The sequence below is a fragment of the Lentzea sp. genome (assembly GCF_036380075.1).
Classification (GTDB): domain Bacteria; phylum Actinomycetota; class Actinomycetes; order Mycobacteriales; family Pseudonocardiaceae; genus Lentzea.
The window spans coordinates 1-25,416 of sequence record NZ_DASVFL010000080.1 but is presented as its reverse complement, the minus strand read 5'-3'; the positions used below and the strand labels follow the sequence as shown (position 1 = coordinate 25,416).

21 protein-coding genes are annotated in these 25,416 nt (G+C 69.8%); 13 read left to right on the top strand and 8 right to left on the bottom strand.

What is annotated here, in order from left to right:
- The 4 genes from VF330_RS10525 to VF330_RS10510 all read left to right on the top strand — a co-directional run.
- Nucleotides 1–238 (top strand): hypothetical protein (locus tag VF330_RS10525; protein WP_330851343.1); only part of this gene is annotated, 238 nt, incomplete at its 5' end.
- A gap of 10 nt (nucleotides 239–248) precedes the next feature.
- Nucleotides 249–914, top strand: a complete 666-nt coding sequence (gene npdG / locus VF330_RS10520) for an NADPH-dependent F420 reductase (protein WP_330851342.1) — start codon at nucleotides 249–251, stop codon at nucleotides 912–914.
- On the top strand, nucleotides 914–1,675 hold the full coding sequence (locus tag VF330_RS10515; RefSeq protein WP_330851341.1) for a helical backbone metal receptor: 762 nt from the start codon (nucleotides 914–916) through the stop codon (nucleotides 1,673–1,675). The genes npdG and VF330_RS10515 overlap by 1 nt, the downstream gene beginning before the upstream one ends.
- A gap of 51 nt (nucleotides 1,676–1,726) precedes the next feature.
- A complete protein-coding gene (locus tag VF330_RS10510; protein WP_330851340.1) occupies nucleotides 1,727–2,152 on the top strand; it encodes an RICIN domain-containing protein in 426 nt (141 codons plus the stop codon).
- Here VF330_RS10510 and pip read toward each other — a convergent pair.
- Entirely contained in the window at nucleotides 2,149–3,090 is a 942-nt protein-coding gene (gene pip, locus VF330_RS10505) for a prolyl aminopeptidase (RefSeq protein ID WP_330851339.1), read from the bottom strand. The genes VF330_RS10510 and pip overlap by 4 nt on opposite strands.
- An 18-nt stretch (nucleotides 3,091–3,108) precedes the next feature.
- Between pip and VF330_RS10500 the strand changes: the two genes are divergently transcribed.
- Nucleotides 3,109–3,969, top strand: a complete 861-nt coding sequence (locus VF330_RS10500; RefSeq protein WP_330851338.1) for a glutathione S-transferase family protein — start codon at nucleotides 3,109–3,111, stop codon at nucleotides 3,967–3,969.
- A 7-nt stretch (nucleotides 3,970–3,976) separates the two neighbouring features.
- Here VF330_RS10500 and panB read toward each other — a convergent pair whose 3' ends face one another.
- Nucleotides 3,977–4,831, bottom strand: a complete 855-nt coding sequence (gene panB, locus VF330_RS10495; protein WP_330851337.1) for a 3-methyl-2-oxobutanoate hydroxymethyltransferase — start codon at nucleotides 4,829–4,831, stop codon at nucleotides 3,977–3,979.
- Nucleotides 4,832–4,964: 133 nt separating this feature from the next.
- Nucleotides 4,965–5,777 (bottom strand): alpha/beta hydrolase, encoded by an 813-nt coding sequence (locus tag VF330_RS10490; RefSeq protein ID WP_330851336.1) that lies wholly within the window; start codon nucleotides 5,775–5,777, stop codon nucleotides 4,965–4,967.
- 54 nt (nucleotides 5,778–5,831) lie between these two features.
- Between VF330_RS10490 and lysX the strand changes: the two genes are divergently transcribed.
- From lysX to VF330_RS10470, 4 genes are all read left to right on the top strand, one after another.
- Nucleotides 5,832–9,074: a bifunctional lysylphosphatidylglycerol synthetase/lysine--tRNA ligase LysX gene (gene lysX, locus VF330_RS10485; RefSeq protein ID WP_330851335.1), complete on the top strand. Its 3,243-nt coding sequence runs from the start codon at nucleotides 5,832–5,834 to the stop codon at nucleotides 9,072–9,074.
- Nucleotides 9,075–9,143: 69 nt separating this feature from the next.
- A complete protein-coding gene (locus VF330_RS10480) occupies nucleotides 9,144–10,226 on the top strand; it encodes an XRE family transcriptional regulator (protein ID WP_330851334.1) in 1,083 nt (360 codons plus the stop codon).
- The gene (locus VF330_RS10475) at nucleotides 10,223–10,759 is read left to right on the top strand and encodes a hypothetical protein (protein WP_330851333.1); all 537 of its coding nucleotides are present in this window, start codon (nucleotides 10,223–10,225) and stop codon (nucleotides 10,757–10,759) included. Before VF330_RS10480 ends, VF330_RS10475 begins: the two co-directional genes overlap by 4 nt.
- 31 nt (nucleotides 10,760–10,790) lie before the next feature.
- A complete protein-coding gene (locus VF330_RS10470) occupies nucleotides 10,791–11,159 on the top strand; it encodes a VOC family protein (RefSeq protein ID WP_330851332.1) in 369 nt (122 codons plus the stop codon).
- Here VF330_RS10470 and VF330_RS10465 read toward each other — a convergent pair.
- The 3 genes from VF330_RS10465 to VF330_RS10455 form a co-directional block, all read right to left on the bottom strand.
- A complete protein-coding gene (locus VF330_RS10465; protein ID WP_330851331.1) occupies nucleotides 11,153–11,800 on the bottom strand; it encodes a response regulator transcription factor in 648 nt (215 codons plus the stop codon). The genes VF330_RS10470 and VF330_RS10465 overlap by 7 nt on opposite strands.
- A gap of 4 nt (nucleotides 11,801–11,804) precedes the next feature.
- Nucleotides 11,805–12,995 (bottom strand): sensor histidine kinase, encoded by a 1,191-nt coding sequence (locus VF330_RS10460; protein ID WP_330851330.1) that lies wholly within the window; start codon nucleotides 12,993–12,995, stop codon nucleotides 11,805–11,807.
- A 71-nt stretch (nucleotides 12,996–13,066) separates the two neighbouring features.
- Nucleotides 13,067–14,779 carry an NAD+ synthase gene (locus tag VF330_RS10455; RefSeq protein WP_330851329.1) on the bottom strand — a complete coding sequence of 571 codons (1,713 nt, stop codon included), beginning with the start codon at nucleotides 14,777–14,779 and terminating at the stop codon, nucleotides 13,067–13,069.
- A 29-nt stretch (nucleotides 14,780–14,808) separates the two neighbouring features.
- Here VF330_RS10455 and VF330_RS10450 point away from each other — a divergent pair, with 29 nt between their 5' ends.
- Together VF330_RS10450 and VF330_RS10445 are read left to right on the top strand one after the other, a co-directional pair.
- Entirely contained in the window at nucleotides 14,809–16,371 is a 1,563-nt protein-coding gene (locus tag VF330_RS10450) for an alpha/beta hydrolase (RefSeq protein ID WP_330851328.1), read from the top strand.
- The gene (locus VF330_RS10445) at nucleotides 16,371–17,894 is read left to right on the top strand and encodes an alpha/beta hydrolase (RefSeq protein WP_330851327.1); all 1,524 of its coding nucleotides are present in this window, start codon (nucleotides 16,371–16,373) and stop codon (nucleotides 17,892–17,894) included. Before VF330_RS10450 ends, VF330_RS10445 begins: the two co-directional genes overlap by 1 nt.
- Here VF330_RS10445 and VF330_RS10440 read toward each other — a convergent pair.
- Nucleotides 17,849–19,360: an MFS transporter gene (locus VF330_RS10440; RefSeq protein WP_330851326.1), complete on the bottom strand. Its 1,512-nt coding sequence runs from the start codon at nucleotides 19,358–19,360 to the stop codon at nucleotides 17,849–17,851. The genes VF330_RS10445 and VF330_RS10440 overlap by 46 nt on opposite strands.
- Nucleotides 19,360–19,911 carry an LppX_LprAFG lipoprotein gene (locus tag VF330_RS10435; RefSeq protein ID WP_330851325.1) on the bottom strand — a complete coding sequence of 184 codons (552 nt, stop codon included), beginning with the start codon at nucleotides 19,909–19,911 and terminating at the stop codon, nucleotides 19,360–19,362. The genes VF330_RS10440 and VF330_RS10435 overlap by 1 nt, the downstream gene beginning before the upstream one ends.
- A 125-nt stretch (nucleotides 19,912–20,036) precedes the next feature.
- On the opposite strand from VF330_RS10435, the gene VF330_RS10430 reads away from it, so the two are divergent.
- Entirely contained in the window at nucleotides 20,037–21,380 is a 1,344-nt protein-coding gene (locus VF330_RS10430; protein ID WP_330851324.1) for a glutamine synthetase family protein, read from the top strand.
- A 19-nt stretch (nucleotides 21,381–21,399) separates the two neighbouring features.
- Nucleotides 21,400–24,930, top strand: a complete 3,531-nt coding sequence (locus tag VF330_RS10425; RefSeq protein WP_330851323.1) for an FkbM family methyltransferase — start codon at nucleotides 21,400–21,402, stop codon at nucleotides 24,928–24,930.
- Nucleotides 24,931–25,416 lie beyond the last annotated feature (486 nt).

The following is a 25,416-nucleotide window of genomic DNA, read 5'->3' as shown; positions in this document are numbered from 1 at the left end:
CCCGTGCGGTGGAATCGTCACGATCCATTCGCAAACGGGAGAGATTACACGCAGCGGGATGTATTGGGCACTGGCACACTATTCGCGGGCCATCCGCAAAAATGCCCGCCGCATCGACTCGGAGGCGGAGCGTCGCTCCGGACTGCTCGGGCCGTTGGCCCTCGATCAACTGCCTCTTGTCGCTGGTTCTTCGAGCGCAAGGTCACGTTGGTCCTCCCGTGTCCTGGTCTTCGTGTGAGGATGCAGGGGTGACTGAGATTCGTGACCTCACCGTCGGCGTCCTGGGTGGTACCGGTGCGCAGGGCAAGGGGCTCGCCATCCGGTGGGCCAAGGCGGGCATCAAGGTGATCATCGGCTCGCGCAGTGCCGAGCGGGCTGAGCTGGCGGCCAAGGAGATCGTCTCGGTTGCCGGTGGTGATGTTCGGGGGGCTGACAACTCCGACTGCGCCGCCGACTCCGACATCGTGCTCGTCGCCGTGCCGTGGGACGGGCACGGTGACCTGCTCGGATCGTTGCGGGACCAGTTGGCCGGGAAGATCGTCATCGACTGCGTCAACCCGCTCGGGTTCGACAAGCAGGGGCCGTTCGCGCTGCCCGTCGTGGAGGGGAGTGCGGCTCAGCAGGCTGAGCTGTTGCTGCCCGAGTCGCGGGTCACCGCCGCGTTCCACCACGTGTCGGCCGTGCTGCTGGCCGACCTGAGCGTGTCCGAAGTGGACATGGACGTGCTGGTGCTCGGGGACGACCGCGAGGCCACGGACACCGTTCGCGAGCTGGCCGAGCTGGTGCCCGGGTTCCGCGGGGTCTACGGCGGGCGGTTGCGCAACGCTCACCAGGTCGAGGCGTTCACGGCCAACCTCATCGCCATCAACCGCCGGTACAAGGCGCACGCCGGACTGAAGATCACGGGCGTCTGATGCTCCCCGTCGACGACCTCGGTGAGCCGGTGCCGCTGGACCGGCCCGAGCGGGTGGTCAGCCTGGTGCCGTCCATCACCGAGGCCGTCGCGGTCAGCGTGCCGGGGGCGTTGGCAGGGGCCACGGACTACTGCACCCATCCGTCCGGTTTGGACGTTGCGCGAGTGGGTGGGTCCAAGTACCCGGACGTCGACAAGGTGCTGGCGTTGGAGCCGGACCTCGTCGTCGCCAACTCCGAGGAGAACCGGCCGGAGGACGTGGAACGTTTGCGCGCCAACGGGGTCCGGGTCTGGGTGACCGAGGCGCCCGCCACCGTGCCGATGGCGTTGCGGTCGTTGCGGCGGCTGTTCGGGCTCGCGTGGGACCTCGAACCCGAGTGGCTCGTGCGGGCGGAAGAGCTGTGGCGGGAGACGAAGGCCCCGACGCTCACGGCGGTGGTTCCCGTGTGGCGGCGGCCGTGGGTGGTCGTCGGGCGGGACACCTTCGCCACCGACGTGTTGCGGCGGCTGGGGATCGAGAACGTCTACGCGTCCGACGAGGAGCGGTACCCGCGGCCGGGGCTGCAGGAGATCAACGACCGGCGGCCCGACCTCGTCGTGCTGCCGGACGAGCCGTACCTGTTCACGCACGAGGACGGGCCGGAGAGCTTTCCCGGGCTGCCGTACGCGCTGGTCAACGGCAGGCACCTGACCTGGTACGGGCCGTCACTCGTGGAGGCGCGCGAGAGCCTGTCGAGGGCGCTGGGCTACGGCCAGGGTTGACCAACCCCAGGTGGATTCGCCGGGCCGAGTGCGCTGCCAAGATCCTCGCCCATGGGGAAACTAGCCGCGATCATCGCGACAGCCGCAGCAGCCACCGCGCTCACCGCCCTCCCGGCCTACGCCGAACCGGTGGTCGTCTACCAGCTCGCCGGCACCACGTCGTGCCTCGCCGACATCGGCTCCGACGTGGTGCTCAGGCCGTGCAACGAGGTGTCCGACCAGCAGCGGTGGATCGTGCCGATCAGCGGCGGTGTCGACTGGCCGCACAACATCGCCACCGACAGGTGCCTGTCCGCCACCAGCGCGGGTGACGTGCTCGGCCAGGCGTGCGGGTCCGGCGCCAACCAGCGTTGGCGCCGGGTACCGAGCGGGTCGGCCTTCCAGTTCCGCAACGTGGGCACCAACAAGTGCCTCACCTCGTCGGTGACGGTCGCGACCTGCACCACGGCCGGCGCGAAGTGGGTCGGCTTGCGCTAGTCGCGGAACCGGTCCGTCGCCGCCAGCAGCGCGGACAGGACGCCGGGCTCGTCGTAGGCGTGCCCGGCGTCCGGCACGATCACCAGCTCCGAGCCGGGCCACGCCTTGTGCAGGTCCCACGCCGAGACCACGGGCGTGGCCATGTCATAGCGGCCCTGCACGATCACGCCGGGGATGTCCTTCAGCCGCCCGGCGTCCCGGATCAGCTGGCCCTCGTCCAGCCAGCCGTGGTGGACGAAGTAGTGGTTCTCGATGCGCGCGAACGCGAGCGCGTACTCCGGCACGGCGAACTCCGCCACCAGCTCCGGGCGGGGCAGCAGCGTCACGGTCGCGCCCTCCCACGTGCTCCACGCGACGGCCGCCGGTCCGTGCACCTCGGGGTCCGGGTCGGCCAGCAGCTTCGCGTACAGCTCGACCGGGTCGCCGTCCATGCCGGCGATCGGTGCCAGGAACTTCTCCCACAGGTCGGGGAAGATGTTCGCCGTCCCACCGCGGTAGTACCAGTCCAGTTCGGACTCGCGCAGCGTGAAGATGCCGCGCAGCACCAGTTCGGAGACGCGGCCCGGGTGCTTCTCGGCGTACGCGAGGGCGAGCGTCGAGCCCCAGGAGCCGCCGAACACCTGCCACCGATCGATGCCCAGGGACGCGCGCAGCCGTTCCATGTCGTCGACGAGGTGCCAGGTCGTGTTCGACGACAGGTCGCCCGTCGTCGAGGCGTGCGGCAACGACCGTCCGCAGCCGCGCTGGTCGAACAGGACGATGCGGTAGGCGGACGGGTCGAACAGCCTGCGGTGCGACGGCGAGCAGCCGCCGCCGGGGCCTCCGTGCAGGAACACGACGGGTTTGCCGCCGGGGTTGCCGCACTCCTCCCAGTACACGAGGTTGCCGTCACCGGTGTCCAGGTGACCTGACGCGTGGGGCTCGATCTCCGGGTACATGGGCCTATCGTCGGACACATGGCCCAGTTCACGAAGGAGACGTCGGCCACCGGCGCGTTCGTCCGGCAGGCCAACCGCTTCACCGCACGTCCGGAACCCGAGCCCGGCCGCTACCGGCTCGTGGTCAGCCTCGCCTGCCCGTGGGCGCACCGGGCGGTGATCGTCCGCAAGCTGCTGAACCTCGAGGAGGACATCTCGCTCGCCGTCGTCGACCCCATCCGGGACGACCGCGGCTGGCGCTTCCCGACGACCGACCCGGTCCTCGGCATCGACTTCCTGGAACAGGCCTACACCAAGGCCGACCCGCACTACGACGGCCGCGTCACCGTGCCGGCCCTGGTCGACACCACGACCGGCGAGGTCGTCACGAACGACTACCCGCAGCTCACCCTCGACTTCAGCCTGAGGTGGCGCCCGGAGAGCACCCTCTACCCGGAGCACCTGCGCGAGGAGGTCGACGCCTGGATCGAGCCGATCTTCCAGCACGTCAACAACGGCGTCTACAAGGCCGGGTTCGCCACGTCCCAGGAGGCCTACGAGGAGGCGTACACCGCGCTGTTCGCCGAGCTCGACCGGATCGAAGCTCATCTGCGTGAGCACGAGTTCCTGGTGGGGGAGCAGCTCACCGAGGCCGACATCCGGTTGTGGACGACGCTCGTCCGGTTCGACGCGGTCTACCACGGCCACTTCAAGTGCAACCGGAACAAGCTGACGGAGATGCCGAACCTGTGGGCGTACGCGAAACGCCTCTACGCGCAGTTCGGCGACACGGTGGACTGGGACCACATCAAGCGCCACTACTACGTCACGCACCACGGCATCAACCCGACCGGGATCGTGCCGGCGGGCCCGGACCCGGAGGTCTGGACCCGCCCGTGACGGACGATCAGTGGAAGGTGTGCTCGGGACCGGGGAACTGCTGCCCGCGCACCTCGTTGGCGAACTCCGTCGCCGCGCCGAGCATGATGTTGCCGATGTCCGCGTAGCGCTTGACGAACTTGGGCGCCCTGCCGCGGTTCAGGCCCATCATGTCCTGCCACACCAGCACCTGGGCGTCGGTGTCCGGACCGGCGCCGATGCCCACGGTCGGGATGACGAGGTCGTGCGTGATCTGCTTCGCGACCTCGGCGGTCACCATCTCCAGCACGACCGCGAACGCGCCCGCCTCCTGCACCGCCAGCGCGTCCTGGAGCACGACGTCGTGGTTCTCGTGGCGGCCCTGCACGCGGTAGCCGCCGAGCTGGTGCTCGGACTGCGGCGTGAAGCCGATGTGCGCCATGACCGGGATGCCCGCGGCGGTGATCGCGCGGATGTGCGGCGCGAAGTAGGCGCCGCCCTCCAGCTTGACCGCGTGCGCCTGGCCTTCCTTCATGAACCGGACGGCCGTCGCGACGGCCTGCTCCACCGACACCTGGTAGGAGCCGAACGGCAGGTCGGCGACGACGAGGGAGCGCTTGACCGACCGCGTGACCGCGCGGACCAGCGGGACGAGCTCGTCCACCGTGACCGGCAGCGAGGAGTCGTGCCCGTAGACGGTGTTCGCCGCCGAGTCACCGACCAGCAGGACGGGGATGCCGGCCTCGTCGAAGATCGAGGCGGTGAACGTGTCGTACGAGGTGAGCATGGGCCACGCTTCGCCGCGTTCCTTCATCTCGCGGAGGTGGTGGACGCGGACGCGCTTGGCCGGGGGCTTCTGGCCCGCTCCGGAGCCGTAGGGCGCGGAAACTTCGGCAGTGGTCATCGTCGACCGTTCCTTTCCTCGAGGCCCACCTAGGCGGGTCCCCGGGCGCTTGGTGCACGGTTGCCGAGCACCAGAGTGGCACCGTTCGCCACCGGTGCGCACCGGATGCGGCGGGCCTCACAACGGATGTGCGTCACTGCACCGATTCGGGCAGTCCTTTCAGCACCTCGCGCACAGCCATCACCACGGCGTCGGGCCGGTCCATCTGGATCATGTGCCGGCTGCCGGGCACCGGCACGTTGCGCCCCCACGGCACGAGAGCGGCCAACGAGCGGTGTTCCGGCCAGATCTTCCGCCCGGCCGTGAGCACCAGGAACGGCACGCGGGGGAACGAGCGGCGCCTCCGCAGCCGTTCCAGCGTCGCCACCTGACCGGGGTACGAGGCGAGCTCCCACAGCGCGGCCCGCCCGACGCCGGGCCGCCGGTAGACGAGCTCGACCAGGTCGGCGGGCGCGGGGTCGGTCACCCCCAGCGTCGAGGCGGCGGTCAGCAGGTTGCGGAACGAGTGCCCGAACCGGCGCGTGACGCGGGCGCCGAGCCAGCGGCTGCCGAACGCCCGCATGCCCTGCGCGACCACCGCCGGCACGTCGAACGGCGCTCCGGCGCCCGGCGTCTCGGTGTCCGGGTCGAGCAGCACGACCCCGGCGACCCGGTGCGGCCGCAGCCGCGCGTAGGCCTCGACGTGCAGGGACGCCATCGAGTGCCCGACGAGGACCGCCTCCGGGACGCCGCGCAGCACGGCGTCGAGGACGGCGACCTCGCGCGCCAGCGACGGCCCGCGGTGGGCGGGACCGCTCAGACCCAGGCCGGGCCGGTCGAACACGACCACCCGCGCGTGCGGTTCGAGCAGCCTGATGGTTCGGTCCCAGTCGAACCACGCGCCGCCGAGGCCCGAACTCAGGACGACGACGGGGTGTTCGACACGCCCGGAGGACGCGACATGCACCCGTCCAGCCGAAGACGGAATCATGGCTGACATCGGCCGACCTCGGGAGTTGATGTGGCACCGGCGTGGAAGTGGAAGACCGCGGGCACGATCGCGACGATCGTGCAGCTGGCGGGCGTGCTGTCGCTGTTGCGGGTGATCCTGCCGGAGGACGGCTGGTTCACCGACGTCGCGGACGGCATCGGGTTCTTCTTCGGCCTGCCGATCGACGGCAACCTCTTCATCGCCATGGTGTTCTTCGTGCTCGGCGCCGCCCTAAGAAGGCACAAGCGGGCGGCGCTGTGGGCGCTGCTGCTGTTCCAGGTCATCGGCCTGGCACTGGTCGGCTTCATCATGGTCATCCTGGCCCTGGCACCTGAAGAAATCCTGGACCCCGGCGAGAAACCGCACTGGGCGTTCCTCGGTGTCGGCGTGACGACGTCGGTGCTGTTCGTGGTGCTGCTCGTCGCGGTGCGGGAGGCGTTCCCCGCCCGGCTGCCGCGCGGCGCGTGGAAGCAAGCGCTTGCGTCGTTCGTGGCGGGCATGATCGCGCTGGTCGCGCTCGGGTGGGGCCTCACCGAGTTCTTCCCGGGCAGGCTCGTCGAGCAGACCGACAAGCTCGCGTGGGCGGCGAACCAGGCGACGGGTGAGGTCGTCCGGCTGGGCAGGCTCGACATCCCCGAGGGCCCGCAGTGGCTCAGCGTCGTGCTGGGTCTGCTGGGCACGCTCGTCGCGATCCGCGCCCTGTACCTGTTCTTCCGCGGCGTCCGCACCCAGAGCATGATCACCGGCGACCAGGAGCTCGAGGTGCGCAGGCTGCTCGCGGCCGACGGCGAACCGGACTCGCTGGGCTACTTCGCGACGCGGCGCGACAAGAGCGTGGTCTTCGCGGCGTCCGGCCGGGCGGCGCTGACCTACCGGGTGATCGGCGGCGTCACGCTGGCGTCGGCCGACCCGATCGGCGACGAGGAGGCCTGGCCCGAGGCCGTGCTGGCGTGGCTGTCCGAGGCGCGGACCTACGGCTGGATGCCGGGCGTGCTCGGCGCGTCCGAACGCGGCGCGCAGGTCTACTCCGACGCGGGCCTCAAGGCGCTGGAGATCGGCGACGAGGCGATCCTCGACGTCCGCGAGTTCAACCTCGCCGGTCCGGAACGGCGCGGGCTGCGCCAGGCCGTGTCCCGCGTCGAACGCGCCGGGTACACCACGCTCGTCCGCCGGCACAGCGAGATCGCGCCGGACGAGATGGCGTCCATCCTGGACCGCGCGGAGGCGTGGCGCGGCGCCGAGACCGAACGCGGGTTCTCGATGGCGTTGGGGCGCCTGGGAGATCCGAGCGACGGCCGGTGCGTGATGGTCGAGGCCTACGACGCCTCGGGCGCGTTGCGCGGACTGCTGTCGTTCGTGCCGTGGGGGCGTCGGGGCGTGTCGCTCGACCTGATGCGCCGCGACCGGGCGGCGGAGAACGGCCTGAACGAGTACATGGTCGCCCAGCTCGCGGGCGCCGCCGGGCACCTCGGCGTGCAGCGGATCTCGTTGAACTTCGCGATGTTCCGCGCGGTGTTCGAGGAGGGCGAGAAGATCGGCGCCGGACCGGTGCTGCGGGCGTGGCGGAGCGTGCTGTCGCTCGCGTCGCGGTTCTTCCAGCTGGAGTCGCTCTACCGGTCGAACGCCAAGTACCTGCCGGACTGGGAACCGCGGTTCTTCTGCTACGAGCGGTCGCGGTCGTTGCCGCGGGTTAGCATCGCCGCCGGGATCGCGGAGGGCTTCGTGCCCTCGCTGCGGTCGCTGCGCAAGCGGGCGTTGCAGAAGACGGACGTCAGCGACGACTTCGCGGCCAAGGTCGCCGAGATCGACGCGATCCGGGTCGAACCGAAGGCCGTGCGGCGGCCGGAGCAGGTCCGGGTGCGGATCGCGAAGGTCGAACGGCTGATGTCCGAGGGCGTCGACCCCTACCCGGTGGGCTTCGAGCGCACGGACCTCCTCGCCGCCGCACGGGAACGCTTCGGCGAGGACGTGTCGGTCACCGGGCGCGTGGTCGCGCTGCGGGAGATGGGCAAGCTCTGCTTCGCGCGCATCCGGGACTTCGGCGGCGAGATCCAGCTGATGCTGTCGGTGGACTCGCTGGGCGACGCGCTGGCGTCGTGGAAGTCCGACGTCGACCTCGGCGACCACGTCGGCGTGACCGGGCAGGTCGTCAAGTCCGACCACGGCGAGATCTCCGTGCTGGTGTCGTCGTGGACGATGACGGCGAAGTGCCTGCACCCGTTGCCGGACAAGCGGAAGGGCTTCACCGACCCGGAGGCGCGCGTCCGCCAGCGCTACCTCGACCTGGTGGTGAACGCCGACTCGGCGGCGTTGCTGAAGCTGCGCAGCGACGTGATCCGCAGCGTGCGGGAGTTCCTGCACGCGCACTCGTACCTGGAAGTCGAGACGCCGATGCTGCAGGCGGTGCACGGCGGCGCGAACGCCCGTCCGTTCGTCACGCACATCAACGCCTACGACATGCGCATGTACCTGCGGATCGCGCCGGAGCTGTACCTGAAACGGCTGTGCGTCGCGGGCGTGGACCGGGTCTTCGAGCTGAACCGCAACTTCCGCAACGAGGGCGCGGACGCCACCCACAACCCCGAGTTCACGATGCTGGAGGCCTACCAGTCCTACGCGGACTACCGGGTCATGCTCGACCTGGTGCGCACGCTGATCCAGCACGCGGCGCGTGAGGCGTTCGGCGCCGAGGTCGCGCAACGGCCGGACGGCGTCTTCGACATCTCGGGGGAGTGGCCGGTGATCCCGGTCTACACGGCGGTGTCGTCGGCTTTGGACGCGTCCGTCACGCCGGACACCTCCGTCGCGGAGCTGCGGTCGCTGCTGTCGGCGCGCGGGGTCGAGATCAACGACGACTGGGACCACGGGCAGCTGGTGCAGGAGGCGTACGACTCGTTCGTCGAGGCCTCGACCGTCGGGCCGACCTTCTACACCGACTTCCCGACCTCGGTGTCCCCGCTGACCCGGCAGCACCGCGTCGACCCGCGGCTGGCGGAACGCTGGGACCTGGTGGCGTTCGGCGCGGAGATCGGCACGGCCTACTCGGAGCTGACGGACCCGCTCGAACAGCGGCGACGGCTGGAGGCGCAGTCGCTGAAGGCCGCGTCCGGTGACGTCGAGGCGATGGAGCTGGACGAGGACTTCCTGCGGGCGCTGGAGCACGGCATGCCACCGACCGGCGGGCTCGGTATGGGCGTCGACCGGTTGCTGATGATGCTGACCGGTACGTCGATCCGGCAGACCGTGCTGTTCCCGTTCGTGCGGCCGACCTGAGAGTCACCACATCAGTCAAGATTCTTGGCCAACTGTGACACAGCTATCAACATGTGCGAAAATCGCACCATGACCGAGGTGCGAGGGTGGAGCCAGGTGGGCGAGCGCGTGCGCGATGCCCGAATCGGTGCTGGTCTCTCCCAGGCAGAGCTCGGTGCGGCCCTGATGCTCGATCGGACCATGATCGCGAAGATCGAGGCAGGCACGCGGAAGGTGGACGCCCTCGAGTTGACCAAGCTCGCGGCCGCGCTGGACGTTCCTCTGGACTATTTCCTCCACACCGCTCCCGCGGTGTTGTCCAGGCGCGCCGAACTGAGCGAGGACACCGCCACGGACGCGGGCAGGCAGGCGTATCGCCTGGAAGCCCGTCTGGAGGCGTGGGCGCGAGATGTCCGGCAACTCATCGACCTGGGCACGCTGGCACCCCGCGAACCGCACCGCTGCCAGGGTGCCGTTGCGGCCGAAGACGATGCGAGGCGTGTCGCGTTGGAGATCAGACGGGATGCGGGCCTGGGCCTGGAGCCGATCGAGACGTTGATGGACCTCTGCGAACGGCAGGGACAGTTCGTTCTCGTCGCCGATCTGCGAGGTGACGGCGCGTCGATGGTGGTCGACGACGAACTCGCCGTGGCGGTGGTCAGTTCCTCCACCGATCCCGGCCGCCGTCGAGCGACTGCGGCGCACGAGCTCGGACACATGGTGCTCGGAGATCCCTACTCCAACGACATTGGAGTCCACGCGTCTCTTCGCGACCGGGAAGCGGTGGTCGACGCGTTCGCAGCTGAGTTGCTGTTGCCCTCCGACGTGGTGGCCAAGGCGAACGGTCGGCAGGATCTCGTCGAGTTGGCGGCCCGGTACCGCACCTCGTGGTCACTGGCGATTCGCCAGGCGCAGCTGGTCGAGATCATCGACGCGGGTGAGGGGCGGCTGTGGCGGCAGCGGACACCGACCAAAGCCGAGTTGATGGACGCGGTCGGTTGGGCTCCTCAACCTGACCTCGATGCCATCCGAGTTCCTCGTGACTACGCCAAGGCCGTAATGGAGGCGTACAAGCGAAACCTGCTGACATCATCGCGCGTGGTGGAACTCATGCACGGGCAGGTCGTGGAGAACGACCTGCCAATAGCCTCCGATGACGAAGTGGCGCCATGACGCGCAACTCGCCGCTGGTCTTGGACACCATGTGCCTGACGCACTTCGCCTTGATCGAACGGCTTGACGTGCTGGGCGATCTTCTGAGCAGCCGGGACTGCTGGACCACGGTGATTGTCAAAGACGAAATCAGCCGTGGTGCGGAGAACTACCCACTTCTCCGCAATGCTCTCGACCTTCCGTGGCTGCACGTCGAAGCGCTGGACGAAATCCACTCGATACTTCTCTTCAGGAAGTGGTCGCGGGCGATCGGTACGTCCGATCGCGACCACGGTGAAGCAAGCGTGTTCGCGGCCAGCGAGCTGCTCGACGGCGTAGCGCTGACAGATGACAGCAAAGCGACCAAGGTGGCGCGTGCGCACGGTCTTGAGGTTCACGGCACCATCTGGTTGCTCGCTCAGTCGTGCCGTGACGGCAAGCTGACCGAGACGGGCGCGGGCAACATCATCGACATGCTGCGCGGTAGCGACATGAGACTTCCGTGCACAGGACCAGGGTTTCCCGCATATGCGCGGAAGCACGGCCTCCTGTGAAGACCGTGCTGTTCCCGTTCGTGCGGCCCCAATGATCGGGCGCCGGCACCACGTGGTCCTGGACTGCCCCGACCCGGCCGCTCTGGCCGCGTTCTACTCGGCGCTGCTCGGGCAGCCGATCACCTACCGCAGCGACGACTGGGTGGTGGTCGCCGACGACGACACGTCGTCCGGCCTGGCCTTCCAGCGGGCGCCCGGCCACCGGCCGCCCACCTGGCCCGACCCGGACGTGCCGCAGCAGTTCCACCTCGACGTCATGGTCGAAGACCCGGCGGAGGCCGGGCCGCGCGTGGTGGCGCTGGGGGCCGTGAGCCTCGGCGGCGACGTCTACGCCGACCCGGCCGGGCACCCGTTCTGCCTGATCCGGCGCCTGGTTTGGGCGCCGCCGCTGCCTCAGTGATCCAGGTACGCCAGCACGGCCTGCACCCGGCGGTCCCCCGACCCGTCCTCGCTGTTGAGGCCGAGCTTCAGGAAGACGTTGCCGATGTGCTTGTGCACGGCGCCCGCGCTGAGCACGAGCTTCTCGCCGATGGCGGTGTTCGACAGGCCTTCCGCCATCAGGCCGAGGACTTCGCGCTCCCGCGGTGACAGCACGCTGAGCGCGTCGTCGGCCTTGCGCCGCACCAGCAGCTGCGACACGACCTCGGGGTCGAGCGCCGTGCCGCCGTTCGCGACTCGGTGCAGCGAGTCGAGGAAGTCCGCGACCTTGCCGACGCGTTCCTTGAGCAGGTAGCCGACGCCTCCGTTGGTGCCGGCGAGCAGCTCGTGCGCGTAGCTCTGCTCGACCCACGCGCTGAGCACCAGCACGGCGAGCTTCGGGTGCCTGCGGCGCGCCTCGACGGCGGCCTTCAGGCCCTCGTCGGTGAACGTCGGCGGCATCCGCACGTCGACGACGGCGATGTCCGGCTCGTGCTCGGCGACGGCCACCAGGAAGTCGTCCGGGTTGTCGGTCGCCGCGGCGACCTCGATGCCTTCGTTGCGCAGCAACAACGTCAGCCCTTCGCGGAGCAGGGCGTCGTCTTCGGCGATCACGATGCGCATGAGGTCACTTTCCCATCGGTAGCGAGACGGTGAGCACGGTGGGGCCGCCCTCGGGACTGCTCACGTCCGCGGTGCCGTCGAGCGCGCCGACCCTGCCGCGGATGCCGTCGAGTCCGGTTCCCCGGTTCTCGTCGGCGCCGCCCTTGCCGTCGTCGTGGACCACGACCACGAGCCTGTCGTCGTCGACGCCGAGACTGACCCACGCGTGCCGGGCACCGCTGTGCTTGGCCACGTTCGTCAGCGCCTCGGCCACCGCGAAGTACGCGGCCGCCTCCACCGCCGCCGGCAACCGTCCCAGGTGCTCGGCGGTGAGCACGCACGGCACCGGGCACCGCGCGGCGAGCGCCTGGATCGCGCCGTCGAGCCCCAGGTCCTCCAGCACCGGCGGGTGGATGCTCCGCACGACGTTCCTGAGCTCCTCCAGGGCGTCCCCGGCCGCGTCCTGCGCCCGCAGCAACGCCTGCAACGCGTTGTCGGGGTTCTGCTTGAGCGTCCGTTCCGCGATGCCGAGCATCATCACGACGCCGACCAGCTTGTTCTGCGTCCCGTCGTGCAGGTTCCGCTCGATGCGCCGCAGCTCGGCCCCGTGCGCCTGCAACGCCGCGGCCCGCGTGGCGACGACCTCGGCCAGCCGCTTCTCCAGCGAGGCCTTCGGCGGCGACAGCAGCTTCTCCGCCCACTTCGCGTCGAGGTCGGCGAGCCGCGGCAGCTGCGTGACGACGAGCGCGAGCACGATCCCGATCGGCAGGCTCAGCAGGGCCTTCGGCCACGAGTCGACGTGCAGGCCGAACGAGTTCTCGTTGCCGCCGGGGAACACCCACCAGAACAGCAGCACGACCGGCTGCTGCACGAGCGGCCCGACGAGACCGATGGCGAGCGCCCCGAACGCCGTGCCGTACAGGGCGTGCGTGATCAGCCAGATCCCGTCCCGCCGGCTGTCCGGGTCGGCCAGCACCCGTTGGGCCCGGTGCAGCCACGGCCCGTCGAGCGGCGGCGGCGAGGGGAGGTCGACCCCGGCGTAGCGGGCGAGCCGCCGCCGGTCGAGGTCGACGATGCGGCGGATGTACGGCGCGGTGATCGGCAGCAACGGCAGGATGACGACGGACAGCAGCATGACGCCGACCGCGAGCCACGTCGCGATGGCCGTCAGCAGCCCCGACGCCAGGTAGACGAACGCCGCCCAGATCCGTTTCATGGTGAAAACGTATCCGGGCGGGGTGCGGACGCGCGGTGGAGCAGACTCCACTCCTGCAGGTGGGGGCGGCGTCAGCCCTCGCGCCACCCGTTGGTGATCGGCAGCCGCCGGTCCCGCCCGAACGCCTTGTTCGAGATCTTCGTGCCCGGCGGGTACTGCCGACGCTTGTACTCGGCCTTGTCCACCATCCGCAGCACGCGGTCCACCAGTTCGGGCGCGAACCCGGCCGCCAGCAGGTCGTCGTAGCCGCGGTCGCCCTCGACGTAGTCGTCGAGCAGGTCGTCGAGCAGCTCGTAGTCCGGCAGCGAGTCGGAGTCGACCTGGCCGGGGCGCAGCTCGGCCGACGGGGGCTTGGAGATCGAGTTCTCCGGGATCGGCGGGGTCTCGCCGCGCTTCTCGGCCTCGGCGTTGCGCCACCGGGCGAGGTCCCAGACCAGCGTCTTCAGCACGTCCTTGATCGGCGCGTAGCCGCCGACGGCGTCGCCGTAGATCGTCGAGTAGCCGACGGCGAGCTCGGACTTGTTGCCGGTCGCGAGCACCAGGTGGCCGTGCTGGTTCGACAGCGCCATCAGCAGCATGCCGCGGCACCGCGCCTGGATGTTCTCCTCGGCCAGGCCGGTCAGCCCGAGCTGCGACACGTACACGTCGACCATCGCGCCGATCGGTTCGGTCGTGAAGTGCAGACCGGTCCGGACGGCCATGTCCGAGGCGTCCGAACGCGAGTGCTCCGACGAGTAGGACGACGGCATCGAGACGCCGTAGACGGAGTCGGCGCCGAGCGCGTCCACGGCCAGTGCGGCCACCACGGCCGAGTCGATGCCACCGGACAGACCGAGCACCACGGACCGGAAGCCGTTCTTGTGCACGTAGTCGCGCAGACCCGTCACGAGCGCGTGCCACACCTCGGCCTCGTCGGACAGCGGCTCGAACACGCGCGGCGCGGGCAGGGGTTCGTAGGCGGGCACGGCCTCGGACAGCACGACCCGGCGCACGGCGAAGTCGCCGATCTGGCCCTCTCGATACGTGCCGCCGCCGGGCAGGTCGAAGTCCACGAACATCAGGTGCTCGACGAACTGCGGCGCGCGGCCGATCAGCTGGCCGTCGGCACCCACCACCAGCGAGTCGCCGTCGAACACGAGCTCGTCCTGACCGCCGACGAGGTTGCAGTAGGCGAGCGGCGCGTGCGCCTCGGCCGCGCGGCGGGCCACGAGCGGCAGCCGCTGGTCGTCCTTCTTGCGCTCGTACGGGGAGGCGTTCGGCGAGACCACGAGGTCGACGCCGGCGTCACCGAGCGCGGTGATCGGGCCGCCGTCCTGCCACAGGTCCTCGCAGATGACCATGCCGACCTCGACGCCGTTGACCCGCACGATGTCGAGCGACGAACCGGGCTTGAAGTAGCGCCGCTCGTCGAACACGCCGTAGTTGGGCAGGTGGTGCTTCGACTGACGGGCCACGACCCGTCCGCCGGACAGCACGGCCGCCGCGTTGCGCGGGCCCACCGAGTCGTGCTCCAGGTAGCCGACGACCGCGGCGACGTCGCCCAGACCCGCGGAGTCCAGCGACACCGCCAGCGCCTCCAGCGCCTCGGCGGACGCGCGGGCGAACGACGTGCGGATCGCCAGGTCCTCGACCGGGTAGCCGGTCAGCACCATCTCCGGGAAGACGACGAGGTGAGCGCCGCCCTCACGGGCCTTGCGCGTCCAGTCCACGACCAGCGAAGCGTTGCCCTTGAGATCGCCCACAGTGGCGTTGACCTGGGCGAGCGCGATCCGAAGCTGCGGCATGCCCTCATCATCTCCCATACCATCGGGCTGTGGTCCGTCTCTTGAGCGTGTTGCTCGTCATTCCGCTGCTCGCGTCCTGCACGTCGGTCATCGAGGGAGGGGCCAAGCCGGGCGTCTCCCTCGAGAAGGCCGGTCCGGCGGGCACCGTCCCCGCCGGGCTCGAGAAGTTCTACGGCCAGCAGCTCGGCTGGCAGGAGTGCGCCTCCTTCGCCACGACCGGGTCCAGCAGGCAGGCGTACGGCAGCAAGCGCGACGTCGAGTGCGCCCGCGCCCAGGTCCCGCTCGACTACGCCAAGCCCGACGGCGACACGATCACGATCGGCGTCCTGCGGTACAAGGCCACCGGGCAGAAGATCGGCTCGCTGCTGATCAACCCCGGCGGTCCCGGCGCGTCCGGCATGGCGGCCGCCGCGGGCATGGTCGCCGACTACCGCAAGACCGACCTCGGCAAGCGCTTCGACCTGATCGGGTTCGACCCGCGGGGCATCGGGGCGAGCGAACCGGCGGTCCAGTGCCTCACCGGACCGGAGCGCGACGAGGAGCGGCTGGACCTCGATCTGGACACCAGCCCGGCCGGAATCGCCCAAACGGAGCAAGAGAACAAGGCGTATGCCGAGAAGTGTGCCGCCGGGACAAAATTCGGTGCATCAATGCTCGCCAACTTGGGCACGCGGGACGTAGTTAAGGACATGGATGTCCTCCGCTCTGCGCTCGGCGACGCGAAGCTGAGCTACGTCGGCTACTCGTACGGCACCCGCATAGGCACCGAGTACGCCGAGACCTTCCCCCAGAACGTGCGCGCGCTCATCCTCGACGGTGCCGTCGACCCTGCTCAGGACCCGCTCGCGTCCCTGGTCGCCCAGGCGGCCGGTTTCCAGAAGGCGTTCGACGAGTTCGTGAAGTGGTGCCGCGAGAAGGGCGACTGCCCGCTGGCGGACGACGCGAACACGAGCTTCCGGCAGCTCACGACACCGCTGATCCAGAAGCCGGTCGTCGTGGGCGACCGCAAGCTCTCCTACAACGACGCCATCACGGCGACGATCCAGGCGTTGTACTCGGAGCAGCTGTGGCCGGTCCTGCTCAACGGCCTCACGGAGCTGAAGAACGGCAAGGGCCGGGTGCTGCTCGCACTGGCCGACGCCTACTACGACCGCGACGACCAGGGCCAGTACTCGACCATCACGGACGCGTTCAACGCCGTGCACTGCGTCGACGACCCGCGCCTCACGGACAAGAACGCGCTGCTGGAGTCCGCGAAGGCCTACAAGGCCGCGGCGCCGTTCCTCGACGACGGGAACCCGGCCGGCGCGGCGCTCGACTCGTGCGCGTTCTGGCCCGTGCCGGTGACGGCCCGCACCGAACCGCCCAAGGCCGACGGCATCCCGCCGCTGCTGGTCATCTCCACGACCGGGGACCCCGCCACGCCGTACCAGGCGGGCGTGAACCTGGCCAAGGCGCTCAACTCGCGGCTGCTCACGTTCGAAGGCGTGCAGCACACGGTCTTCCTCCAGGGCGAGAAGTGCGTGGACGACGCCGGCGTGAAGTACCTGATCGACCAGACCCTGCCCGCTGACGGAACCCGGTGCGCCTAATGACGAAGAGGCGATCCCGAGTCATCGCGGCCCTGTTCGCCTTGATCATCGTCCTCGGCACGTCCACGTCGTTCGCGCGCATCGACGGCTCGCCCGTCGCCGCGCGCAAGGGACTGGAGCGCTTCTACGCGCAGACGTTGGCGTGGGGCGCGTGCCAGCCCTACGCGACGGATGCGAAGAGCAAGACCCTGTTCGAGCGTGAGGGCATCCAGTGCTCGCGCCTGCAGGTCCCGCTCGACTACGCGAAGCCGGACATCGGGACGATCACGGTGGGGCTGCTGCGCAGGCCCGCCACCGAACAGGGCCGGCGCGTCGGCTCGCTGGTGGTGAACCCCGGCGGTCCCGGCGGTTCCGGCATGGCGCACGTCGCGAACATGCAGGCGGGCAACCCGGTCGGCAAACGGTTCGACGTGGTGGGCTTCGACCCGCGCGGAGTCGGCGCGAGCCAGCCCCGCGTGCAGTGCCTGACCGACGCCGAACGCGACGCGCAAAGGCTGCGCCCCAAGGGCGAGACCGCCAACGCCGTCGAGACGGAGAACAAGTTCTTCGTCGACAAGTGCGCCCAGCGCAGCGGCATCGACCTGCTGCGCAACGTCGGCACGAGGGACGTCGTCCGCGACGTCGACGTGCTGCGCGCCGCGCTGGGGGAGAAGAAGCTGAGCTACCTCGGCTACTCCTACGGCACGCGTCTCGGCACGTTGTACGCCGAGATGTTCCCCCGCAACGTACGGGCGATGGTGCTCGACGGCGCGGTGGAGGTCGACGGCGACAAGGTGGCGGCGTCGGCCCGTCAGGCGCAGGGCTTCGAGGAGTCGTTCGAACGGTTCGCGGGCTGGTGCGCCCAGCGCGACTGTCCCATCGGCACGGACACCAAGACCGCGGAGTCGAAGTTCCGGCAGATGATCGAACCGCTCAAGAAGGCCCCGCTGCAGGTCGGCGACCGCAAGCTGTCCCACTCGGACGCGAACACCGCCATCATCCAGGCGATGTACACGGACCGGCTGTGGGAGACCGCGCTCAAGGGCCTGCAGGAGCTGCGGCAGAACAGGGGCACCACGCTGCTCCAGCTCGCCGACCAGTACCTCGGCCGCGCCCAGGACGGCACCTACAGCCGCATCCAGGACGCGTTCGTGGCCATCCGCTGCGTCGACGAACCGCCGGTCAAGGACCGCGCCACCCTGGAGTCCAACCGTCGGAGGCTGTTGGAACTGCTGGGCAACGACACCGTCCCGACCGACGAGACCGCACTCGGCCCGTGCGCGTTCTGGCCGGCCCCCCACACGTCGGAACCGCATCCGCCGACGGTGAAGGGCCTGCCGCAGGTGCTGGTGGTGTCGACGACCGGTGACCCGGCGACGCCCTACCAGTCCGGTGTGGACCTCGCGCAGGCACTGGGCGCGCGGCTGCTGACGTACAACGGCAACCAGCACACGGCGTTCCTCGCGGGCATCGGCTGCGTGGACGGGGTGGGCACGAACTACCTGGTGGACCTGAGGCTGCCCGAGACGGACTCGGTCTGCTGACGGCCCGGTAGGAGGACCGATCCCAGCGCTCCGAGCGCGCAGATCACCGACGTGATCAGGAAGATCTCGTGGTACTCGGTGAGCAGCGCCTCGGTGAGCGCGCGCTGGTAGCCGGCCATCTGCCGCTGGAACTCAGCGGGTTCGACGCCGAACGGCAGCGGCGTGTTCAGGCCTGCCGTGAGCTCGCGGAAGCGGTGCAGTCCCCACGCGGACAGCGCCGCCACGCCGACGAGCATGCCCGTCATGCGCGCGACGACGACGAACGCCGACGCCACGCCGTGACGCACGGCGGGCACCACCCGCAGCACGGCACCGGACAACGGCGCGATGACCAGCCCCAGCCCGAAACCGGCGATGGCCAGGTCACGCGTGAGAACCCACCCGCTGACGTCCGCGGGCCACTGCGCGATGAACACGTACGACACCGACGCGAGCGCGAGCCCGCCGAAGGACACCCAGCGGTCGCCGAACCGCGACGCGAGGAAGCCGCCCAGCACGGCGCCGACGGGCAACGCGACCAGGAACCGCGTCAGCAGCGTCGCCGCGGCCGCGGAGTCCCTGCGCAGCACTGTCTGCGCGAACAGCTCGACGTCCACCAGCGTCACCATCAACGCCGCACCGGCCGCGAGCGAGACACCGAGCACGGCCCAGAACGGCCGCCACTGCACGCCCTCGGGGTCGATCAGCTTCGTCGAGGCACGCCGTTCCCACACGAAGAACCCGGCGAGAACCACCGACGCCGCGATGATCGCCGGCCAGCCCCACGACGGCAGTACGCCCTCGGCAGGCGTCGGGTTGTAGAGCGCCGCCACCAACAACGACAACGCAAGCGCCAGCAACACGCCGCCCACGACGTCGATGCGCACCTCGCGCCGTGTGTTCGGCACGGTCCGTTGCACGACCACCATCGCGATGACCGCCAACGGCACGTTGACCCAGAACACCCAACGCCAGCTCTGCGGCTCCCACGCCTCGAACAACGGCATCGCGTTGAACAGCGTCGCGACCCCGATCCCGTACAGCGTGCCGAGCACGGACCCGAGCTCCTGCGCCGCGCCCACCGTGCCGAGCGCCGACGACCTGCGGTTCTCCTCCCACAGGTCCGCGACCAGGGCCATCGTCACCGGCAGCAGCGCGCCACCGGCCAGGCCCTGCACCACGCGGCCGGTCACGAGCAGCGGCACGTCCCCGGCCAGCGCCGTGACGACCGACCCGACCAGGAACCCGAGCAACGACACCTGCAGGACGAACCGCCGTCCCAGCCGGTCCGACAGCTGCCCGAGCAACGGCATCCCGGCCACGTACCCGAGCAGGTAGCCGGTGACGATCGGCGTCGCCTGCTCCAGCTCGTTCACCGCGATGCCGAGATCGCGCACCATGTCCGTGAGGACGCCGACGACCACGTACGCGTCGAGGGCCCCCAGCAGCACGGCCGCGCCGGACGCGGCGAGAGCGACTCGTCTCATTACGCAGGAGCCGTGACCGTGACGGCCTTGTCGAAGTCCGTGAGTCCGATGTCGACCTTCTGCCCGCCGGGCAGCTCGAACAACGCGCTCTTCAGCTTCTTGTCGCCGTCGATCGAGAACGTCGACTTCACGTCCGCGGAGATGCCCGGCACCAGCCCGGCCGCCACGTCCTTCGGCACCGTCGCCTCGACCACCGACACGTCACCGGACGACTTGGTCTTCGCGTCCTTCGCGCTGGCCAGGACCTTGGCCACGCCCTTGTCCGGGTTCAGGATCGCGGACGGGTCGTACACCTGCCCCGCGAACGCCGCCGGCAGCTTGGTGAACCCGCCGGTCGGGCCCTTGAAGTGCAGGTTCCCGCCGGTCAGCACGTACTCGATCGACAACAGCTGCCCGCCGAACGTGACCTTGGCGGTGCCCTTCGAGTCACCGGCCGCCGTGAGGTCGCCGTCGGCGTCCTTCACCGGCACGTCCGGGAGCTCGCCGTCCACCTTGATCGTGAAGTGGACCGTCTTGACCGAGCGCATCGACTCGGCCGACTGGGAGAGCAAGGTCGCACCATCGGGGAGATCTCCACCGGACGTGCAGCTCGTGAGCAGGGCGAGTGCGCAAACCAACAACCAACGTGCCGACATGCGTTGATCGTAGAGAGTCGTCAGCCCTTAAGCTGCCGCATATGGACCGCCAGCAGGAGTTCGTGCTCCGCACGCTCGAGGAACGCGACATCCGGTTCGTCCGGCTCTGGTTCACGGACGTCCTGGGCTTCTTGAAGTCCGTGGCGGTCGCACCGGCCGAGCTCGAGGGCGCCTTCAGCGAGGGCATCGGCTTCGACGGCTCCGCGATCGAGGGCTTCGCCCGCGTCTACGAGTCGGACATGGTGGCGAAGCCCGACCCGTCCACCTTCCAGGTGCTGCCGTGGCAGACCCCGGACGGCAGCAACTACTCGGCGCGGATGTACTGCGACATCACCATGCCGGACGGCTCCCCGTCGTGGGCCGACCCGCGCCACGTGCTGCGCCGCACGCTCTCGAAGGCCAGCGAGGCCGGCTTCACCTGCTACGTCCACCCCGAGATCGAGTTCTTCCTGCTCAAGGACCTGCCGGGGCACGGCGGCGAGCCCGAGCCCGCCGACAACGGCGGCTTCTTCGACCAGACCTCGCACGAGACCGCCACGCACTTCCGCCGCCACGCCATCGAGGCGCTGGAGGCCATGGGCATCTCCGTCGAGTTCAGCCACCACGAGGGCGCGCCCGGCCAGCAGGAGATCGACCTGCGCTACGCCGACGCCCTGACCATGGCGGACAACGTCATGACGTTCCGCTACGTGGTGAAGGAGGTCGCGATCACGCAGGGCGTGCGCGCCTCGTTCATGCCCAAGCCGTTCACGGACCAGCCGGGTTCGGGCATGCACACGCACTTCTCGCTGTTCGAGGGCGACCGCAACGCCTTCTACGACGAAGAGGACCCGTACCAGCTCTCCGACATCGGCAAGCAGTTCGTCGCGGGCATCCTCAAGCACGCGCGCGAGATCTCCGGCGTCACGAACCAGTGGGTCAACTCCTACAAGCGGCTCATCGTCGGCGGCGAGGCACCCACGGCCGTGTGCTGGGGTCACGCCAACCGCTCCGCATTGGTCCGCGTGCCGATGTACTCGCCCGGCAAGTCGTCGTCGCGTCGCGTCGAAGTGCGCTCGCTCGACTCCGCCTGCAACCCGTACCTCGCCTACTCGGTGATCCTGGCCGCCGGCCTCAAGGGCATCGAGAAGGGCTACGAGCTGCCGCCGCCCGCCGAGGACGACGTCTGGTCGCTCACGGACCGGGAACGGCGTGCCGCCGGCTACGCCAACCTGCCCCAGAACCTCGGCGAGGCGCTCACCGAGATGGAGAACTCCGAGTTGCTCCCCGAGGCCTTGGGCGAGCACGTCTACGACTTCTTCCTGCGCAACAAGAGGACGGAGTGGGACGCGTACCGTCGAAGCGTCACCCCGTACGAGTTGCGCACTCTTCTTCCCGTGCTGTGAGGCCGATACGTTGCTCTCCGTGACAGAGGTACCCCAGTTCCAGCCGACGATCTGCGCCTGCACGGTCGCCACGGCGGCGGAGCTGCCCGCGGTCAAGGTCCTGTCCGGCTCGTTCCTGGCCGAACACCCCGAGGGGCGCTTCGTGGCGCTCGTCGTGGACGCCCAGCCGGAGCACACCGGGCCCGGCCTGATGACACCGCTGGACATCGGCGTGACCGAGGACGAGCTGCACGAGCTCGCGACGTCGCTGGACGCCCCCGCGCTCAAGGCCGCGATGCTGCCGAGGCTGCTGGAGGCGCTGCTGTCGCAGGGCATGCCCGTGCTGTACCTCGACCCGTGGGTGCAGGTGTTCGGGTCGCTGACCAAGCTCGTGCTGGAGGCGCTGCGCACCGCACCGGTCGTGCTGCTGCCGCGCACGTTGCGGCCGTTGCCGTCCGACGGGCTCCAGCCCGGTGCCGCCGAGCTGCACGAGGTGGGGGCGTTCGACCCCGGTTTCATCGCGGTCGGGGAGGGCGCCGAGCCCTACCTCGGGTCGTTGGACATGCCGGCGATCGTGCCCCATCACGTCGTGCGCGACGCACGGGTCGGACTATCGGCGTGGAACCTCGCCGACCGGCCGCTGCACCGCACCGAGTCCGGCACGTTGGCCGTCGTCGGCCAGGACCTGCTCACGGTCCACTTCCGCGGGTTCGACCCACGGCGGCCGTGGCTGCTGTCCGCCGACTTCGCCGAACGTCCCCGTGTGCTGCTCTCGGAACACCCCGAGGTCGCCGAGCTCTGCACCGCCTACCGCGCCGAACTGGTGCGGTCCGGCTGGACCGTCGCACCCGTGCCGTACCGGTTCGGCGCCCTCATCGACGGGACGCAGATCCCGTCCGAGCTGCGCGCCGACTACCGCGCCTGCGTGCCGACCCCGCCGCCGGCGTTCGGCGAGGACGGTGGCGGCGGGTTCCTCATCTGGGCGTGCGAACCGACCGAGCACGGCGGCACGCGCTGGGCCGACGCCGTGTGGCGCGCCGACCCGGCGTTGCGTCAGCAGTTCCCCGCGCCGTTCGGTGCGGACGCCGACGCGTGGCGCGAGTGGTGCGCCGGTGTGGGTGTCGCGTCCGGACGGTTGCCCGTGCCCGCCGTGCCACAGCCACGGTCCGAGGGCCCGGCGTTGCTCGACCAGCTCGGTGTCTCCGTCGTGGGCTCCGGACCGCTCGCGGAACGGATGCTCGCCGCCGCGCGCGCGTCCGGTCTGCCGGTGTCGACGTCCGCCGGCTATCCCGTCGTCGTGCGCACTTCTCCAGACGATGAAGTGCCCTCGGGCCGTTTCGTCGTCGAGGTCGCACTGGACGCCACGGCCGCGGACGACCGCACGGGCGTGAACGAGCTGTGGCTGTCGTCCGACGTGTCGCGCGTTGCCGCCGAACGCATCGGCGGCCCCATCGTGCGTGTGGTGCCCGTGCCGGTGCACGACGTCGGCGCGCGTGAGCACACGCCCGGCGAAGTGGTGGTGTTCGCGGCGATCGCGGACCACGAGCTCGACCGGCCCGGCAACGTGCTCGGCGCCGTGTCCGCGTTCCTGACCGCGTTCCCCGATCGAACGGACGTCGAGCTGCGCATCGCGGTGTCCGGCGCGTTCGACCACCCCGAGGCGGCCGAGCGACTGCGCCTCGCCACCGCCGCTGACCAGCGGATCTCCCTCGTCGACGACCTCGGCGTGTGCCTGGGCGCCGACGCGGTGGTGTCGCTGCACCGCGGCGGAGCGGACGACCGGATCGCGTTGCGACTGGCCGAGCTCGCCGTCCAGGGCGTGCCGATCGTCGCGTCCGACCACGGTGCCGTCGCGGAGCTGTTCGGCAAGACGGCGGTTCTCGTGCCGTGTCACCAAGGCGCCGAACCGGACGTGCAGGCCGCCTCGCGACTGTTGCGTTCACTGGCCGACGACCTGCCGACTGCTGCTGCACTGGGCGAAGCCGCACGTGAACACGTGCTGGCCGTGCGCTCTGTTTCGCGCGTGAGCGAGGTCCTTCGCGAACGCGTCGAGCACGCGTACCGGGGATGGCGCGCGCGCCGGCCGAAGCCGAAGCCCGAGGTCGACCCGATGCTCGCGCTCCAGTCGGCCAAGCACGCGTTACTGCGCCAGCCCACCGTGGACGGCCCCCACCGCACGCCGATGGCACCCGCACTGCGCAAGGTCGTCCTGCGCGCGCTGGACCACTACGACAACCACATGCGCCAGGTGCTGCACACCCTGATCGACGGGGTCGAGCGCACGGTGTCCGAGCTCGTCGTCCGGCAGGACGCGCTCAAGGCCGGCGTCGGAGCCGGCGAGCTGGAACTGCTGCGCGCCGAGGTCGAACAGGTCGCCGAACGCCAGTCGCACTTCGGCGACCAGCTGATCGGCGTCGACGACGGCGTCGTGCGCGTCCGCGCCGACATGGCCGGGCAAGGCCGGCGGATGCGCGACATCGAGGACGCCGTCGTCGCCGAGGCCGCCAAGCGCGCGAAGTCCACCGAGGTGCTGGCCGAGCGCATCGACAAGCTCACCGTGGCGCTGGACCGGACCCTGGACCGGATCGACGGGCTGGAGTCCAAGGTCGTCGAGGTGTTCCGCGAACGGGACTCGCGCCTGGACGCCGCCATCCGCACCGCCCACCAGGCACAACAGACCGCGGACGCGCTCCGGCGCGTCGTGGTCCGCCAGCACGAGGCCTCCGGCGACGCGCCAGGAGTGCGGTCGTCGCTGGTGCTGTGCGACGCGGGCATGCTGCGGCTGCCGTCCGACGACGCGTTCATGCTCCCGCTGCTGTCGTCCAACGGCGTGTGGGAGCCGGAGCTCGCCGACCTGCTCGACTCCGTGCTGGAGCCGGACGGGATCTTCCTCGACGTCGGCGCGTACGTCGGCTACCACTCGATCCGCGTGCTGTCCCGCCTCGGCCTGATGGGCGCGGTCGTCTCCGTGGAGCCGGACCCGTCGGCCGCCGCTCTGCTGAGGCACAACGTCTCGGCGAACCTGCCGGCCGCCGTGGCCGATCGCCTGACGGTGATCGAGGGCGCGGCGTGGGAGAGCGCTGGCGAGCTGGCGGCCGCACCGACGTTGACCGGCGGTGTGTCCGTGTCGCCGCTGGCACCGGATGCGCCGGAGAACGCGCCTAAGGTCCGGTCGGTGCGCCTCGACAAGGAACTCGAGGACATCGCCCTGGTGCAGGGCATGAAGCTTTCCGTCGTGCGGGTCGACACGCCTGGACGCGGTCATCGGGCGTTGGCCGGTCTCGTCCGGTTGCTGCGCCGCGACCGGCCGCACGTGTTCCTGGAGTTCTCCGCGACCGCGACGGCCGACTTCGGTGACGATCCGGTGACGGTCCTCAAGGAGTTCGGCGTCTGGGGTTACGACCTGGTCCCGCTGGCCACCCGCCAGGCGGCCGCGCCGGACCAGATCGTGAAGGCGATGGAGGGACTCCGTTCCATCTCCCTGTGGCTCCGGCCGCGTCCGGTCGGAGCCAAGCCGGCTGCTCCGTCCCCGTCCGTGCCGATCAAGCAGCCCGCTGACCAGGCGATTTGACTTTGATCCTCCCCGTGAGTAACTTTCTCCAAGTCGCAAGCGAGATCCCGGAACGAGCGGTTGACACCGCGGATCGGGCCGGGTAAAGTCTCACGGCGTCAAACCCCCAGAAGTAAATACGCGGCCTACCGTGCTGTCCGGGATCCGAAAAGACCCCGATTTGACACCGGAAAAGCCACTCGGATAACTTCTGAACCAAGCCAAAAACTGAATGCGAAGCGAGTTTGCGCGGAGCCTGAATCGCCGACAGTGTTAGACAAACGGCCGATTTGACAAAGCGAAAACGAACGAGCTAAGCTTTCAACACAAGCCCCGAGAGAAACTCTCCGGAAACGGAGAATGGAACCGGTGAGCGCGTGTTCTTTGAGAACTCAACAGCGTGCCGAAACACAGCCAGTAATATGAATACTCCTCGTCAGGAGTATTCCTTTGAGTAGCAATACCAGATTGCCAGACATATTCCGTCTGGAGCGATCACAACGATCC